Origin of the sequence: Pectobacterium quasiaquaticum, assembly GCF_014946775.2 — a bacterium.
Taxonomy (GTDB): domain Bacteria; phylum Pseudomonadota; class Gammaproteobacteria; order Enterobacterales; family Enterobacteriaceae; genus Pectobacterium; species Pectobacterium aquaticum.
This window is the reverse complement of the sequence record NZ_CP065177.1, coordinates 4,314,607-4,331,733: the sequence shown is the minus strand read 5'-3', so window position 1 is coordinate 4,331,733 and position 17,127 is coordinate 4,314,607. Positions and strand designations below refer to the sequence as shown.

Annotated in this window: 14 protein-coding genes; 8 read left to right on the top strand and 6 right to left on the bottom strand. The window is 52.9% G+C overall.

Going from position 1 to position 17,127, the window contains the following annotated elements:
• Positions 1-12: 12 nt before the first annotated feature.
• From IG609_RS19815 to IG609_RS19800, 4 genes are all read right to left on the bottom strand, one after another.
• A complete protein-coding gene (locus tag IG609_RS19815) occupies positions 13-1,650 on the bottom strand; it encodes a TIGR04028 family ABC transporter substrate-binding protein (RefSeq protein WP_193399023.1) in 1,638 nt (545 codons plus the stop codon).
• Between the two features lie 303 nt (positions 1,651-1,953).
• The gene (ghrB, locus tag IG609_RS19810) at positions 1,954-2,916 is read right to left on the bottom strand and encodes a glyoxylate/hydroxypyruvate reductase GhrB (protein ID WP_193399056.1); all 963 of its coding nucleotides are present in this window, start codon (positions 2,914-2,916) and stop codon (positions 1,954-1,956) included.
• 156 nt (positions 2,917-3,072) lie between these two features.
• Positions 3,073-3,522, bottom strand: a complete 450-nt coding sequence (locus tag IG609_RS19805; protein WP_193399024.1) for an N-acetyltransferase — start codon at positions 3,520-3,522, stop codon at positions 3,073-3,075.
• Positions 3,519-4,082, bottom strand: a complete 564-nt coding sequence (locus tag IG609_RS19800) for a DNA-3-methyladenine glycosylase I (protein WP_193399025.1) — start codon at positions 4,080-4,082, stop codon at positions 3,519-3,521. The genes IG609_RS19805 and IG609_RS19800 overlap by 4 nt, the downstream gene beginning before the upstream one ends.
• Positions 4,083-4,351: 269 nt before the next feature.
• Here IG609_RS19800 and IG609_RS19795 point away from each other — a divergent pair, with 269 nt between their 5' ends.
• From IG609_RS19795 to IG609_RS19760, 8 genes are all read left to right on the top strand, one after another.
• Positions 4,352-5,158, top strand: coding sequence for a sulfite exporter TauE/SafE family protein (locus tag IG609_RS19795; RefSeq protein WP_193400984.1), 807 nt, complete (start codon positions 4,352-4,354; stop codon positions 5,156-5,158).
• A 127-nt stretch (positions 5,159-5,285) separates the two neighbouring features.
• Positions 5,286-6,200: a glycine--tRNA ligase subunit alpha gene (glyQ, locus tag IG609_RS19790; RefSeq protein ID WP_010286428.1), complete on the top strand. Its 915-nt coding sequence runs from the start codon at positions 5,286-5,288 to the stop codon at positions 6,198-6,200.
• A 9-nt stretch (positions 6,201-6,209) separates the two neighbouring features.
• Positions 6,210-8,279, top strand: coding sequence for a glycine--tRNA ligase subunit beta (gene glyS / locus IG609_RS19785; RefSeq protein ID WP_193399026.1), 2,070 nt, complete (start codon positions 6,210-6,212; stop codon positions 8,277-8,279).
• Positions 8,280-8,629: 350 nt separating this feature from the next.
• Positions 8,630-9,334, top strand: coding sequence for a DUF3053 domain-containing protein (locus tag IG609_RS19780; protein ID WP_193399027.1), 705 nt, complete (start codon positions 8,630-8,632; stop codon positions 9,332-9,334).
• A gap of 436 nt (positions 9,335-9,770) precedes the next feature.
• Entirely contained in the window at positions 9,771-11,678 is a 1,908-nt protein-coding gene (locus tag IG609_RS19775; RefSeq protein WP_193400982.1) for a PTS mannitol transporter subunit IICBA, read from the top strand.
• A gap of 61 nt (positions 11,679-11,739) precedes the next feature.
• On the top strand, positions 11,740-12,888 hold the full coding sequence (locus IG609_RS19770) for a mannitol-1-phosphate 5-dehydrogenase (protein WP_193400315.1): 1,149 nt from the start codon (positions 11,740-11,742) through the stop codon (positions 12,886-12,888).
• 116 nt (positions 12,889-13,004) lie between these two features.
• Positions 13,005-13,571 carry an MltR family transcriptional regulator gene (locus IG609_RS19765; RefSeq protein WP_193400383.1) on the top strand — a complete coding sequence of 189 codons (567 nt, stop codon included), beginning with the start codon at positions 13,005-13,007 and terminating at the stop codon, positions 13,569-13,571.
• 126 nt (positions 13,572-13,697) lie between these two features.
• The gene (locus IG609_RS19760) at positions 13,698-14,060 is read left to right on the top strand and encodes a YibL family ribosome-associated protein (protein ID WP_193399029.1); all 363 of its coding nucleotides are present in this window, start codon (positions 13,698-13,700) and stop codon (positions 14,058-14,060) included.
• Positions 14,061-14,155: 95 nt separating this feature from the next.
• Here the strand turns inward: IG609_RS19760 and IG609_RS19755 are convergent, their stop codons facing one another.
• Complete coding sequence (locus tag IG609_RS19755; RefSeq protein ID WP_193399030.1) at positions 14,156-16,048, bottom strand: methyl-accepting chemotaxis protein; 1,893 nt, start codon at positions 16,046-16,048, stop codon at positions 14,156-14,158.
• A gap of 299 nt (positions 16,049-16,347) precedes the next feature.
• Positions 16,348-16,974: a superoxide dismutase [Mn] gene (gene sodA / locus IG609_RS19750; protein ID WP_180784382.1), complete on the bottom strand. Its 627-nt coding sequence runs from the start codon at positions 16,972-16,974 to the stop codon at positions 16,348-16,350.
• Positions 16,975-17,127 lie beyond the last annotated feature (153 nt).

Sequence of the window (17,127 nt, the reverse complement as noted above, 5' to 3'; positions counted from 1 at the left end):
CTTTCTTCTGTGTTACTTATCCAGCCAGGTGTTGTAGAAGCTGGGGCGACCAACGGCTTCAAACGCGATGCCTTTCGTGGTAGGGGCGCCAGCAAACACCTGCGGTTCTTCAAAAATAGGAATGACGTAGGCCTGATCGATCAGGTAACTCTGCACCTCTCCAACCAGCGTCAGCCGCTTGCTGCGGTCGGTTTCCGCCGCGATGCCATCCAATAGCGTATTCAGATGTGAATCTACAAAGGTGTTCACCTTGTCGCTGGAACCGCCTTTTTGCAGCAGGACGTTACGTACCGTCGGGTAATACTGGCTTTTCAGCACATCCGGGTCGGCACGGCCTACCATCGCGGGAGCCACGCCGGTTTTCAGCGGATCCAGGCTATCGACGGTCTTGCTGCCCGCATCGCCTGCCAGCACGTTCAGCTTCACGCCGACTTTTGCCCACTGTTGAGAAACCAGCTGTAAGGTTTCTTTGTTCTGCGGTTGCGGCAGGGATTCATAGGCGGTCAGCTCCAGCGTTTTGCCATCCTTTTGCCGTAATCCCTGCGAGCCGGTTTTCCAGCCCGCGTCATCTAGCAGTTTGTTGGCCTGTGCGGGATCGAACGTGAGCTTGCTGGAGAGATCGACATAGCCAGCGGCGGTTTTAGCCAGCGGTGACGTGGCCTGTGGGTAGTTGTCTGAGAACAGCGTATCGATGATCTCTTTGGTGTTGGTGGCGTGCAGCAGTGCTTTACGCACGCGGATATCGGCGACCAGCGGGTTATCCGGGCGGAAAACTACGCTGTTATTGACGCCGCGCGTCGGCGGAGCATAAAGATTGAAGCCCTGACTCTGCACCCGCTTCTCATCATAGGCCTGAATCTGACGAATGAAGTCAGCCTGACCGGATACCAACGCGCCAATACGCACGCTGTCTTCCGGGGTCACCAGATAGGTAATACCGTCCAGATAGGCGCGCCCCTGATGCTTCGATTTAACCGGTGCCCAGTTGTAATCCTTACGGGCGGTTAGCTTCAGTTCGCGTCCCAGTTTCTCGCTGCTCACCACGAACGGGCCGGAGCCAATAATGTTTTTAGCATTGCCTAACTGGTTGAAATTGCGCTCCAGCGTACTGAGAGAAACCAGACCGGAACCGATGGTTGCAGTCCCTTGCAGAAAGCCCGGAGACGGCTTCTTAAAGTAAAACTTCACCGTGAGCGGATCGATGACTTCACTGCGTAGGTAGTTATTGATGACCTCGGAAACCGGCTGGTTGAGCGCCGTATTTCCTAACCCATAGGTATCGAAGTTTTTCGCTACCGCGTTGGCATCCAGCGGCGTACCGTCAGAGAAGCTGACACCGGGACGAATCTTGAACGTGTATTCGGTGTTACCCGCATTAATGGTCCAGGATTCCGCAATCCACGGCTCGATCTCCAGCGTTTCGGGGTTCTGATACGTCAGTTTATCGGTAATCTGGTTGAGAATGCCGCCGTTCGGGTAAAACCCACCTGCGGGCGTATAGAGGTTGGTGTGCGCCTGCTGTTCCAGATAAATCAGCGTGCCGCCGATTTTCGGTGTGTCGTTCGCTGCCTGTGCGCTTAACGCACCGCCCAGAAGGAGCAATGAGGCAAAAATAGTGAGTTTCTGATGAGGATGCAAAAAAGTCGCCACGATGGTTTTCCCTACAGGTGATGGTTTTTATTAAATTTGTTTTTTATCAGGTAAATACGCGTATCGATTACGTCCTGAAACGGGGAATACAGCAGAAGACGTTAACCGCTCGTTACAGCCGATACTTCCATAGGAAGTAAGAAACCGCAAAGAACAATACCGGTATTGGTTATCCAGTTTTTAGTTAGGAAAAAGCATGGTTTTTGCGAGAAATCGCCGCGTTTCGCGTGTGATGATGGGGTTGGTTCGTGGGGAAAAGCAGCGCTGCGAAAGCCTCGTCGCAGCGCTAAGGTCGACTTAGGGTTATTTCAAAACCTGCGGATTCACGCAGTTTTCTTTCACCTGACCGCTCAGGGCGGCAATCAGGTTGTCAACGGCGCAGGCAGCCATGCCGTAACGAGTTTCGTGCGTGGCAGAACCGATGTGCGGCAGCGCCACCACGTTAGGTAAATCCAGCAGTGGAGAATCGACGGGCAGCGGTTCTTTGACAAACACATCCAGACCTGCGCCCTGGATTGTCCCTTTCACCAGGGCTTCCGTTAGCGCGTCTTCATCCACAACGGCACCACGACCGATATTAATCAAAATGGCGCTGGACTTCATTTTTGCCAACTGCTCGCGGCCAATCAGATGGTGAGTTTCCGTCGTAAGCGGCAGCGTGATACAGAGGAAATCAGATTCAGCCAATAGCGTATCAAGATCGCAGTGGCGGGCATTAAAACGCTGCTCGGCTTCGGCGTGATGGCGGCGTGCGTTGTACAGAACCGGCATGCTGAAACCAAAGTGGGCGCGTTGCGCGACGGCCAGACCAATGCGGCCCATCCCCAGAATACCGATGGTTTTATGGTGAACGTCGGTACCAAACCAGTCGCTGCCTACCCCCTCTTTCCATTCGCCCGCCTTGACCCGCTCGGCCACTTCCACGACCCGGCGCGCGCTGGCGAGCATCAGTGCCAGAACTGTATCCGCTACCGTTTCCGTCAGCACGGTCGGGGTGTGCATGAGAATCACCCCTTTTTCATTCAGCGCGTCGACGTTAAAGGTGTCATAACCGACTGAAATGGTGGAAGCCGCGCGTAAACGCGGTGCGTGTTGCAGGAAATCTTTATCGACTTTACCGCCGGAACCAATGATGCCTTCGGCCGTTGCCAGAGCGGGGTGGTCGAGGGAGGGAAAGGCGTCAAGTTCAGTGACGGTGAAGTGTTGGTCTAAACGAGCGCGTAGGTCGTCAGCAATTTTTTTATACAGGATAACGCTAGGTTTCATCACAAACTCCAGCAGATTAAGGAAGTTAACGTAGAAATAGCTCATCGAATAATCGCGTAGCTGGCGAGAGACTGCAAGCGATACCGCCCCCGCACCTGCCCAAGGTTAACCGTGATTAATGGGAAGTCTGCACGATTGATGTGATGAGCAACCGCCTCATCGTAAACACACAGGATGTTCCTGTTTCCACTGCATGATCAGCGCCGTGGCCTGTGTATCCTGATTGACGTTTTCCTCCACGATGACAAATCCCTGCTTATGGTAGAACCGGCAGGCGCGCGTATTCTGCTGATACACTTCCAGGCTGAGTAAGGGGTACTGTGCCTGAACATGCTGGATCAGCGCTGTACCAATCTGCTTGCCATAATAGGCTTGTTCCACAAACAGCGCGCCGATGAACCGTGCCTCCAGCACGCTGATAAAGCCGATGAGGCTCCCTTGTTCCTCATAAACCCAGGTTTGCGACTGGGGAATATAGATCTCACGTACCGCGCTGGCACTTTCTCGCCAATAACCTTCACGAATAAACGGATGCGCCAGAGTGGTACTTTTCAGCCAAAGCTGCATCAGCGGTTCGAGATCGGGGTCGCGGTAAGGTCGAATCATGAGGGGCTTTCCTGATGACAAAAGCAGTCGGTGACATGGTCATTGACCAATCCACCTGCCTGCATGAAGGCGTAACAGATGGTTGAACCGATAAATTTGAAGCCGCGTTTCTTCAGGGCCTTGGACATGGCATCTGAAACGTCGGTTTTAGCTGGCACCTCGGTGAGCGAAGCGGGGTGATTGAGACGCGGTTGGTGTTCGACGAAAGACCAAATGAAGTGCGAGAAACGCTCTCCCTGACTTTCCATCGCCACCCACGCTTTTGCATTGGTGATAATTGCCTCGATTTTTCCGCGATGGCGAATAATGCTGCTGTCCTGCACCAGTCGCTCGACGTCATCCTGCGTCATCTGCGCCACTTGCTCAGGATCGAACTGGTGGAAGCAACGGCGATAGTGTTCGCGTTTTTTCAGGACGGTAATCCAGGAAAGACCTGCCTGCTGGCCCTCCAGACACAGTAACTCAAACAGCTTCTGGCTGTCGGTGCAGGGTTTCCCCCACTCGTTATCGTGGTAATCCTGATATAAGGTGTCTTGTGTAACCCAGCCGCAGCGTTGCATACCTTTCTCCTGATTAGGGTGAGCCGTTCATTGTAAGGCAGTCTGTCGCAAGTCGGGATCGATCATGGCATTTATGTTGCTGTATATGCAACCAGTGTTTTGCGGGTGTGCTCGCAGATATGAAAGGTCGCTTGCGGATGGGGCAGAAAGTCGTCGCGGAATCATGAATAATGTTTCGCCAACAGCTTAGGGCTATTTATTCGCTTTATTCGCTCAAGGCTGTTCAATCGATCATAAGAAAAGCATAGACAGAGACAGGGGTACAGGGAATGGCAGTAGAGTGGATAGCAGCCTATCTGGCATTAGGCGCGGTAGTTGGTTTTATGGCGGGGTTATTGGGTATTGGCGGTGGCGGTATTATGGTGCCAGTGCTAACGGCGCTGTTTGCTGCACAGGGCGTGGAGAATACGCATCTGGTGCATCTGGCGTTGGGCACATCAATGGCGGCGATTGTCGTCACGGCGATTTCCAGCTTGCGCACGCATCATCAACATCAGGCGGTGCTTTGGCCTGTGGTGATGCGGATTACGCCTGCCATCCTGATTGGGACATTCGCGGCCACCTGGCTGGCGACGCTGTTACCGACGCGGGCGCTGGCGATCTTTTTCTCCTGTTTTATGGCCTACGTTTCGCTGCAAATGGTGCTGAATATCAAGCCAAAACCGCAGCGCCAGTTGCCCGGTACGGCAGGTGTGTTGCTGGCGGGACTGGTGATTGGCAGCATTTCGGCGCTGGTGGCTATCGGCGGCGGGTCGCTCACCGTGCCGTTCCTGACGTGGTGCAACGTCCGTATTCAGCAGGCGATTGGCACATCGGCGGCGGTGGGGCTACCCATTGCCCTGTCCGGTGCGCTGGGCTACATGATTAACGGCTGGTCGACGACGGGATTACCTGATTACAGCGTCGGCTATGTCTCTCTGCCTGCCGTTCTCCTGATTTCTGCCGTCAGCTTCTTCACCGCGCCCGTTGGGGCTCGTCTGGCGCACCGTCTGCCCGTGGCGACGCTGAAAAAGGCCTTTGCCGCGCTGTTGCTGCTGTTGAGCCTGAAGATGTTGCAGACCGTTTTTTCCGGCTGATCCTGAAATTTGAAAGATGATGACGGGGGATTTGCACTTGTTGCCGCATTCTGGCTGTATATCTTGCGGTCAGAGGGTATACTGGCGCATTCCTTATAAATCCACTTGTATCGCGCGCGAATCCAACATGCAAAAGTTTGATACCAAGACCTTCCAGGGCCTGATCCTGACGTTACAGGATTATTGGGCTCGCCAGGGCTGCACCATTGTTCAACCATTGGACATGGAAGTCGGCGCAGGCACTTCACATCCTATGACCTGCCTGCGGGCACTGGGACCGGAGCCGATGGCTGCCGCCTATGTGCAGCCTTCTCGTCGTCCGACCGATGGACGCTACGGTGAAAACCCGAACCGCTTACAGCACTATTACCAGTTTCAGGTCGTTATTAAGCCATCACCGGACAATATTCAGGAGCTGTACCTCGGTTCTCTGAAAGAGCTGGGTATGGATCCGACCATTCACGATATCCGCTTCGTGGAAGACAACTGGGAAAACCCAACGCTGGGCGCATGGGGCCTGGGCTGGGAAGTCTGGTTGAACGGTATGGAAGTCACGCAGTTTACCTACTTCCAGCAGGTTGGCGGTTTGGAATGTAAACCGGTGACGGGCGAGATCACCTACGGTCTGGAACGTCTGGCGATGTACATTCAGGGCGTTGATAGCGTTTACGATCTGGTCTGGAGCGATGGCCCGTTAGGGAAAACCACCTACGGCGACGTGTTCCATCAAAACGAAGTCGAGCAATCGACCTACAACTTTGAACACGCTGATGTCGATTTCCTGTTCAGCTGCTTCGAGCAATATGAGAAAGAAGCGCAGCACCTGCTGGCGCTGGAAAAACCGCTGCCTTTACCGGCTTACGAACGCATTCTGAAAGCGGCGCACAGCTTTAACCTGCTGGATGCGCGTAAAGCGATCTCGGTTACCGAACGCCAGCGCTACATTCTGCGTATTCGTACCCTGACCAAAGCGGTTGCGGAAGCCTACTATGCCTCGCGTGAGGCGTTGGGTTTCCCGATGTGTAATAAGAAAGAGAGCTAAGAGGCAGCGATGACTGACAAGACTTTTCTGGTGGAAATTGGCACGGAAGAGCTGCCGCCGAAGGCTCTCCGTAATCTGGCAGAATCTTTTGCCGCGAATTTCACGGCGGAGCTGGATGCCGCCAATCTGGCACACGGTGACGTAAGCTGGTTTGCCGCGCCGCGCCGTCTGGCGCTGAAAGTGGCACGCTTAAGCGCTTCTCAGCCCGATCGCGAAGTAGAAAAACGTGGTCCGGCGATCTCACAAGCGTTTGATGCTGAAGGCAAACCGACCAAAGCGGCAGAAGGCTGGGCGCGTGGCTGTGGTATTACCGTTGAGCAAGCTGAACGTTTGACGACCGACAAAGGCGAGTGGCTGCTGTATCGCGCTCACGCGAAAGGCGAACAGGCGCAGACACTGCTGGCTGGCATGGTAAGCACTGCATTATCTAAGCTGCCGATTCCAAAATTGATGCGCTGGAGCGACAAAGAAACGCAGTTTGTGCGTCCGGTGCACACGGTAACCATGCTGCTGGGTGAAGAACTGATCCCCGGTCAGGTATTGGGTATCGATTCCGCTCGTACTCTTCGCGGTCACCGCTTTATGGGTGAAGCTGAATTTACGATCGATAACGCCGAACAGTATCCGCAAATTCTGCTGGAGCGCGGTAAAGTCGTCGCCGACTACGATGCACGTAAAGCGAAAATCAAAGCCGATGCAGAAGAAGCCGCACGCAAGATTGGCGGTAATGCCGATCTGAGCGACAGCCTGCTGGAAGAAGTCACCTCGCTGGTGGAATGGCCAGTGGTGCTGACCGCGAAATTTGAAGAAAAATTCCTCGCTGTGCCGTCCGAAGCGCTGGTTTACACCATGAAAGGTGACCAGAAGTATTTCCCGGTTTACGACAACAGCGGCAATCTGCTGCCGAACTTCATCTTTGTTGCCAATATCGAATCCAAAGATCCACAGCAGATTATTTCCGGTAACGAAAAAGTGGTGCGCCCGCGTCTGGCTGACGCCGAATTCTTCTTCAATACCGACCGTAAGAAGCGTTTGGAAGATCACCTGCCGCGTCTGGAAACCGTCTTGTTCCAGCAGCAGTTAGGTTCATTGCGCGACAAAACTGACCGTATTCAGGCACTGGCTGGCTGGGTTGCTGGTCAGATTGGCGCTGATGTGAATCACGCGACGCGCGCGGGTCTGCTGTCCAAGTGTGACCTGATGACCAACATGGTGTTCGAATTCACCGACACGCAGGGCGTGATGGGGATGCACTATGCGCGTCATGATGGCGAAGCGGAAGATGTTGCCGTGGCGTTGAATGAGCAGTATCAGCCGCGCTTTGCGGGTGACGAACTGCCGTCTTCTGCGGTGGCCTGTGCGCTGGCGATTGCCGACAAAATGGATTCGCTGGCAGGGATTTTTGGCATCGGCCAACATCCTAAAGGCGACAAAGACCCGTTTGCGCTGCGTCGTGCTGCCCTCGGTGTGCTGCGCATCATCGTCGAAAAACGTCTGCCGCTGGATTTGCAGACGCTGACCGAAGAAGCGGCGCGTTTGTATGGCGATAAGCTGTCTAATGCCAAGGTTGTGGATGACGTGATTGAGTTTATGCTCGGTCGCTTCCGTGCCTGGTATCAGGAAGAAGGCCACAGCGTGGATACCATTCAGGCGGTATTAGCGCGTCGTCCGACCCGTCCGGCTGATTTCGATGCCCGCGTGAAAGCCGTCAGCCACTTCCGTTCGTTGGATGCCGCCGCGGCGCTGGCAGCGGCTAACAAGCGCGTTTCCAACATTCTGGCGAAATCTACCGATACGCTGAACGAGAGCGTCAACGCTGCCGTATTGAAAGACGCGGCGGAAATTACGCTGGCCACGCACCTTGTCGTGCTGCGCGACAAACTGACGCCGCTGTTCGCTGAAGGCCGCTATCAGGAAGCGCTGGTTGAGCTGGCCTCACTGCGTGAGCCTGTCGATGCGTTCTTCGATCAGGTGATGGTCATGGCGGAAGATGAGCAGGTTCGAGTGAACCGCCTGACGCTGCTGAGCCAACTGCGTGAGCTGTTCTTGCAGGTTGCGGATATTTCCGTCCTGCAATAACGGCGATAGCGTTACGTAATACTAACCCCCGAGTAGGTTCGCCTGTTCGGGGGTTATTTTTTTCCGCTCCGCAAAGCGTCCCGCCTCACCCCGCGGTATCGATTCGTATCGATCCGTATCGACTGACGACTTCGTTGGTAAAATCCTATGGTCGCCCCGTGTATCCCGATGCCTAAACGAGCGGTATTCGTTGTCAGGCTTGGCCTTTTTCTGCACAGCCAGCCTGATTCGACTATGCTTATGTCGTAGAAAATCTTGTCATGGAAAATCCGTCGTCAGCGTGTTTTTGTTTGAATAAAGCATGGCTGGCGGGGCAGTAAGCGTAACAGGAGTAGGGAATGAGAAGGCTGATGACGTACCGTTCACGCTGGCTGCTGCCAGTTCTGGTTATTCTGGCGGCATTGCAACTGGCTGCCTGTGGTGACAGCGAAGCCGATCAGCGGAAGGCATTCGTTGCATTCCTGCAAATCGTGCAGTCGCAGCAGGATGGGAAATTGCCGACGTTGACGGAAGAGCAGAAGAAGAATTTTGGCAATTTCACTAACGATTACGCGATCTTAACCACCTTTTCTCAGCAGTTTAATCAGGCGGTGTCCGGCAGTTTAACACCGATGCTGGGACAAATTTCCCGTATTCGCGTCCCTAAAGACTATTTGGCACAGCGTGATGACCTTCGGCAATCCATTGGGGCAATGAACCTGTTGAGCCAGCATGTGCAGGCGGCGAAAGTGCAGGCAGACAATGCCCATCGGCTGCTAAAACAGCCCGAAGACGTGCAAATACCCTATGAGCGGTTGTATGCACGCACGGTAATACAGCCCACCAATGCGCTGCTACCCGCCATTCCGAATGCGATTGCCTTCGCACAGAGCCTGATCCAGATCGGCGATTTCCTTCAGGCTCAGGGCGATCAGGCTGTGTTTAATGGCGCGTCCGTGCAATTCCGTACGCCGCAACAGGTGGCGCAATATAACAGCATGGTGGCAGCGTTACCTCTACAGCAGCAGAATTTAATGAATGCGCTCAGAGGAATAACTGGCGTGAATTACCCCTAACCGCGTCGTGCCCCGACGCTTTAGCGATGTGGTATGGCAGAGAGGTGTTCTGGATAAGATGCATGTGGCTGGTGAGAGGGTAAAAATAAATTGTGATTAACGTCACACAAATAAAACAAATACAGGCCTGTAAAGTGTGACTCAAATCACATATAAGGCGCGGTGTTTGTCTAAAAATCTGTTTAGTTTTTCATTTTTAACGGCTTTTTGTGAAGTAAATCACCTATTTGTGTCGTTGATGTAGGGTGGTTGTGTGATTTTTGTCACGTTACCGCTATGGAGTTGCGGTATGAAAACAGCGTGTTAGAGTCCGCGCTGCATACAGTAATAATGACGGACGTCTTCTTGTGGTAATCGGTGTTTTTATTGCCACGCCGTCTCACGATAATTACCACGCGCTCTTATTGTCAGCGCGTTTCAATAGGGGTGTGTTTTTATGCTTTCACCAGATATTAAGATCAAGGTGCAAAACTTTGGTCGCTTCCTCAGTAATATGGTGATGCCCAATATTGGCGCATTTATCGCCTGGGGTATTATTACCGCGCTGTTTATCCCTACTGGCTGGTTCCCCAATGCAACATTGGCGAAGCTCGTCGGTCCGATGATTACCTATTTGCTGCCATTGCTGATTGGTTATACCGGCGGACGTCTGGTATTCGGTGAGCGTGGCGGTGTGGTGGGTGCGATTACGACGATGGGTGTGATCGTCGGGACCGATATCCCGATGTTCCTCGGCGCCATGATTGTGGGCCCGTTGGGCGGCTGGGCGATCAAACGTTTTGACCGCATGGTCGACGGTAAAATCAAGAGCGGCTTTGAAATGCTGGTCAACAACTTCTCTGCCGGTATCATCGGTATGTTGTTGGCAATCCTGTCGTTTTTGGCAATTGGTCCGCTAGTTGAAGTCTTCTCTCAGGTACTGGCTTCCGGCGTTAACCTGATGGTGCAGAACAACCTGCTGCCGTTTACGTCTATCTTCGTTGAACCGGCGAAAATTCTGTTCCTGAACAACGCCATTAACCACGGTATCTTCTCACCGCTGGGCATTCAGCAGGCGACGGAAACGGGCAAATCTATTTTCTTCCTGATCGAAGCGAATCCAGGCCCGGGTATGGGCGTGCTGATGGCGTACATGTTCTTCGGTCGTGGTAACGCGAAAGAATCAGCACCGGGTGCGGCGATTATCCACTTCCTGGGCGGGATTCACGAAATCTACTTCCCTTATGTGCTGATGAATCCGCGTCTGATTATCGCGGTGATTCTGGGCGGGATGACCGGCGTGTTTACGCTGAGCGTGCTGGGTGGCGGTTTGGTTTCTCCTGCGTCTCCGGGCTCCATTCTGGCGGTGCTGGCGATGACGCCAAAAGGCGCTTACTTCGCTAACCTTGCCGCTATTGCAGCGGCTTTCGCGGTGTCCTTCATCGTGTCGGCGATTCTGCTGAAAAGCACCAAGCAAAAAGAAGAAGACCTGAGCGACGCAACGCGCCGCATGCAGGAAATGAAAGCGTCTTCTAAAGGTACGGCGACTAATGTCGGTGTCAGCGGTGATATGAGCACCGTGCGTAAAATCATCGTAGCGTGTGACGCCGGTATGGGTTCCAGCGCGATGGGTGCGGGTGTGCTGCGCAAGAAAGTTCAGGATGCTGGGCTGACCAACATTTCGGTGACTAACAGCGCGATCAATAGTTTGCCGGACGATGTCGATCTGGTGATTACGCACCGCGACTTGACCGAACGTGCGATGCGTCATGCGCCGCAGGCACAGCACATTTCGCTGACTAACTTCCTTGATAGCGGTCTGTATAGCGATCTAGTGGCACGTCTTACCGCAGCACAGGGTGCCGTGAAGTCTGAAGCCGTCGCGACGCTAGCACCTGCTGTCGCCGACGCACAGGCTAACCTGTTCCAACTGGGTGCAGGCAATGTGTTCCTGAATCAGCATGCGACAGACAAAGAGCAGGCAATCCGTTTCGCCGGTGAGCAACTGGTGAAAGGCGGCTATGTCGAGCCTGCGTATGTTGAAGCGATGCTGGAACGTGAAAAGCTGACCTCCACCTATCTGGGCGAATCGATTGCTGTGCCGCACGGTACGATTGAAGCGAAAGACCGCGTGCTGAAAACGGGCGTTGTCTTCTGCCAATATCCTGAAGGCGTTCGCTTTGGCGATGAAGAAGATGAGGTTGCGCGTCTGGTTATCGGTATTGCCGCTCGCAACAACGAACATATTCAGGTCATCACCAGTCTGACCAACGCACTAGATGATGATGCTGTCATTGAACGTCTGGCACAGACCCAGGATGTTCAGGATGTGCTCGACTTACTCTCCGGTAAAAAGAGTGCCTAATTGATGTGGCTAGGGCCGCCTGCGGGCGGCCTCTTTTTATGTTTTTTTAAGGTTATGTCTCATGAAAGCATTACACTTTGGCGCGGGTAATATTGGCCGTGGGTTTATTGGAAAATTGTTGGCCGATGCCAACGTCGAACTGACATTCGCTGACGTCAATCAGCCGCTGTTGGATGCCCTGAACAGCCGTACCAGCTATACGGTGCGGATTGTCGGCGATAACACGCAGGTTGATACCGTGAGCAACGTGAGCGCCGTTCACAGTGGCAGCCAGGATGCCGTCGCGCTGATTGCCGTGGCCGATCTGGTGACGACCGCGGTGGGGCCGCAGATTCTGGAAAAAATCGCCGGAACTATCGCTCAGGGGCTGGTTAAGCGTCATAACGACGGCAATACCCGGCCGTTGAACATTATTGCCTGTGAAAATATGGTGCGCGGCACCAGCCAGTTAAAACAGCATGTGTTGAAACTGCTGCCTGAAGGCCATCAGGAATGGGTGGTTGAGCACGTGGGATTCGTGGATTCCGCCGTGGATCGCATCGTTCCCCCTTCCGAAGCCGGCAGCGACGATGTGCTGGCGGTGACGGTAGAAACCTTCAGCGAATGGATTGTCGATAAAACCCAGTTCTGCGGTGAGCCGCCAGCGATTCTCGGCATGGAACTGACCGACAACCTGATGGCATTTGTCGAGCGTAAGCTCTTCACGCTGAACACGGGTCATGCGATTACGGCCTACCTCGGCCAGCAGGCGCGTCACCAGACGATCCGCGATGCGATTCTCGACCCGAAAGTCAGAGCCGTGGTCAAAGGCGCAATGGAAGAGAGCGGCGCGGTACTCATCAAACGCTACGGTTTTGATGCGGAGAAACACGCTGCCTATATCAACAAGATTCTCAGCCGCTTTGAAAACCCGCATCTGCACGATGACGTAGAGCGCGTTGGCCGTCAGCCGCTGCGCAAGCTGAGTGCAGGCGACCGTTTGATCAAGCCGCTGTTCGGCACGCTGGAATACCAGTTGCCGCATGATAACCTGATTACCGGCATTGCTGCCGCGATGCATTATCGCAGTGAACAGGATCCGCAGGCGCTGGAACTGGCTGAATTAATCCGTACTCAGGGGCCGCAGGCGGCGCTGGTGCAGATTTCTGGCCTAGATGCTGACAGCGAGGTTGTCGCGCAAGCAGTGAATGTGTATAACGCCATGCAGTAATCGGCGTCTCTCGTCATCAGGCAGGTGTGGTCTTTTCGACACAGTGTAAGGTATACGGGCGACGTCGGGGATAGGATGTCGCCACACCTGCCGGTAAGCATGCTGCCGAGATGGGGATGCTGTGGGCGGGGTTAAAGGGTCGAGAAGTGACGATGGAAGAAACACAGGCGTTTGAAAACCGGGTTCTGGAAGCGCTGAACTCAGGTAATACCGTGCGCGAATTTATGCTCTGCGCCGTCGAGCTGCTGGCTGAAGCGGTCAGTATCCTGATGTTGCAGGTGTTCCGTAAAGATGACTATGCGGTGAAATATGCCGTTGAACCCCTGATGACGGGAACGGGCCCGCTGGGCGACCTGTCCGTGCGCCTGAAACTGATTTATGGCCTAGGAATGATCAGCCGTAAAGAGTACGAAGATGCGGAACTGTTAATGGCACTGGGCGAAGAGCTGGCACATGACGAGCGGCATTACCGTTTTACCGATGATGAAATTCTGGGGCCTATCGGCGAGCTGCACTGCGTGGCGGCGTTGCCTACAGAACCCGCTTTGCCGCCGGGGGCAGACGCCGCCGATCCGCTTTTGGTGAGTATGCAACGGCAGCGTTATCAGCAGATGGTGCGCTCCACGCTGGTGCTATCCCTGACCACATTGATTGCGCAAATCAGTCTGAAAAAGGCGTTTTAATCCCATTCCGCTATATTATGTCACTGCGTCATGTCATGCGGTTCCCGTCTTCACGCAACTCGAATTATTTAGCGTATAGTGTATGCTGTGCCCCGCATTATTCTCCCGTTATATAGGTTATCTTTTATGAAAGAGCAGGAAAAAGCAGAGATCAAACGCCTTAGCGACCAACTGGATAAGCTGACGCGTAAGCAGACCACGCTGCTGGAACAAGGTGATGCTGAAGCAATCGCCCTCAATCTGGAGGCCTGCGAGAAGCTAACGGCTGAAATCGAGCGCCTGCGTAACGTGAGAGAACAGAAGCTCAGCAAAGAAGCACAGAAACTGGCAAGCCTGCCTTTCAAACGTGCGATTACTAAAAAAGAGCAAGCTGATATGGGGACGTTGAAGAAAAGCGTTCGCGGTTTGGTGGTGGTGCACCCGATGACGGCACTGGGGCGCGAGATGGGTTTAAAAGAGATGACAGGCTTCGCGCCGAAACCGTTCTGAGGTTTCTTCTCTGCGCAGACCGATGCTGGTGATGGATTCGTTGATGAAGCCCCTGTTTAACAGGGGCTTTGTCGTTTTTGGTACGGTTGTTGATATTAGCGCGGCGCGCGCAGACGATGCGTTTGGTCGGCAAACGCGATACCCGCTGGAGTGTCATCGTGTGGTGTGCTTGCCAGACGGAAGACGGAAACCGCCTGCTTCAGCAGTCTCGCCTGCTCTTCCAACGAATCGGCAGCAGCAGAGGATTGTTGAACCAGTGCGGCGTTCTGCTGCGTGGTGCTGTCCATCTCAACAATCGCCTGACTAACCTGGCTGATTCCGCGACTTTGCTCATCCGATGCGGTAGCAATTTCACCCATGATGTCATGCACCTGCGTGATAGAGATGACGATATCATTCATCGTTTTACCGGCATTACCGACCAGCGCTGCCCCGCGTGATACCTGATTAACTGATTCAGAGATCAAACCTTCGATTTCCTTCGCGGCCTGTGAACTACGCTGTGCAAGGCTACGGACTTCGCTGGCGACCACGGCAAAACCGCGGCCTTGTTCACCCGCGCGAGCGGCTTCCACCGCAGCGTTCAATGCCAGAATGTTGGTCTGGAAGGCGATGCTATTGATGACGGACGTGATTTCCGCGATACGCTTAGAACTGCTCTCAATCGCCGTCATGGTTTGCACCACGTTATTCACCTGCTCGCCGCCTTGTTTTGCGGTTTGAGATGCGCTGATTGCCAGCTTGTTAGCGTGGTGTGCGTTATCTGCGTTTTGCTTAACCGTCGCGGTGAGCTGCTCCATGCTGGCGGCAGTTTGCTCAACGGCAGCGGCCTGTTGCTCGGTACGTGATGACAGGTCCGTATTACCCGCGACGATCTCGCTGGATGCGTTAGAAATCTGGCTGACGCCGACGCGAATGTCATCGATCATATTGTGCAGGTTGTCATTCATTTTCGACATTGCACTCATCAACTGACCCAGCTCATCCTTACGCGTCGTGTTGATGGACATGGTGAGGTCGCCTGTTGCGATTTTTTCAGCCATGCTCAATGTGTTGCCAAGCGGTGTCGTAATCTGACGTGAGATAAACCAGGAAATCAGCAGACCAAGCAGCAGCGTAATCAGTGTTGCGATGCTCATTTGCAGCGTGGCACTACGAATGTCTGCCTGTGAAGCCGCTAACTGATCGCTGAGGAGTGAGGTGATAACGGTATTTAACTGATCGGCAACCACCCGCATTTGCCCCGCCTGCGCCATTTCCTCTTGATAGGCTGGCATATAGGCCAAAACCTGCTCTTCATAGGTATTCATGATCGTCAGTACGGGTGTCAGCGTTTCACGCTGTTCGGCAGACAGGCTTTGATACAGGAAGGTCAATGACGTTTGTGCTGCGTTGATGGCATCCGTCAGTTTTTCTTCGGATTCTTTATTGGTAGACAGTAATAAGCCACGAACGTGGTAGCGAACGGCAATCAGTTTTTGGTTCAGGTCAGAAAGTAATAATTGAAGAGTAGTACTGTTGTTGTCCGTCTTTAATTGATCGTTAAGCTGTTCTAGCGGTTTTTCTGTTGTTGAGATATTCCAGCTTTTTCTGACGGCATCCTTTTTTCCCACTGCATTAATATAATTATTTTGTTTTTCCTGATAGCTGGAAATTAATGTGGGGATACTGGCTATTTTCTTGGTATCACTTTCTGACCAGTTAAATTCTTTTGCCTTTTCAGCGAGTTTACTGACGTTGGCAATGTGTTCAACGTTCTTTTTTATATCATCAGGATTATAGGTGGTGCCGTATAATGCGCGGTAATATTTAGCCTGGTTAATTTCATCATTGATATTGTTGCTTAAATTCACTTTATCAATACTGTCTTTCAGCGAGCCAATATGCATAATGCCCGCACCGGCAATCACCATGGTCATCAGCAGAATAAGGAAAAAACCTAATCCTAATTTTTTACCGACTTTTAGATTATCAAAATTCATCGTCATCACATCCCACCACTATATCGTATTGAGTCGAATTCACTATCCTGATGCACACGTATTTAGCGGTGTTAGCATCTCGGATTACCGCTTACCAAGCTTATCCCTGCACAATAACATGATAAAAACCTGCAATAGATATCGGCACGTTACTCCGAAACTTTATGCGCCAGTGAGAGAGGAATGCCAACGTACATGCTGCTCGGCATCGAGGTAGGGATAATAAAAAACTGGAATAACAGACTGTTATTCCAGTTTATATTCAAATGCAGAAGAGGCCTGATGGTATCAGGCATTCAGCGGCTTTATTTTTTCGCGCTAGCGAAACGCGCAGCAGCTTCGTCCCAGTTCAACACGTTCCAGAATGCTTTAGCATAAGCTGGACGAAGGTTCTGATATTTCAGGTAGTAAGCGTGTTCCCATACGTCCAGACCGACGATTGGGTAGCCAGATGTGCCAGAAACGGCTTCACCCATCAGCGGGCTGTCTTGGTTTGCGGTAGACACAACGGCCAGTTTGCCGTCGTCTTTCAGTACCAGCCACGCCCAGCCAGAACCAAAGCGTGTTGCTGCTGCTTGCTCAAATTTCTCTTTAAACGCGTCAACGCTACCGAAATCACGCTCGATGGCGGCTTTCAGATCACCAGTCAGCGTCGTGCCGACTTTCAGGCCTTTCCAGAACAGGCTGTGGTTAACGTGACCACCCGCGTTGTTACGCAGTGCCGTTCTTTTCTCCGCAGGAACTTTGTCCAGTTGAGCAATCAGCTCTTCAGCAGATAATGTAGCCAGTTCAGGCAGAGATTCCAGCGCGGCGTTAGCATTATTGACGTAAGCCTGATGGTGTTTGGAATGGTGAATTTCCATTGTTTCTTTGTCGAAATGCGGTTCCAGTGCGTCATAAGCGTAAGGCAGCGATGGCAGTGAATAACTCATGTTTAGCATCTCCATGGTAAAAAATGTTACGGCACTGTGTTGTTAGTACCGCGTAAGCAATACCTTCATTATAGTTAATTAAATGATATTGAAAATGATTATTCTCGAACGGTCGGCATGAGTCAGATTGCTTTACTTCATGATAACAAACGC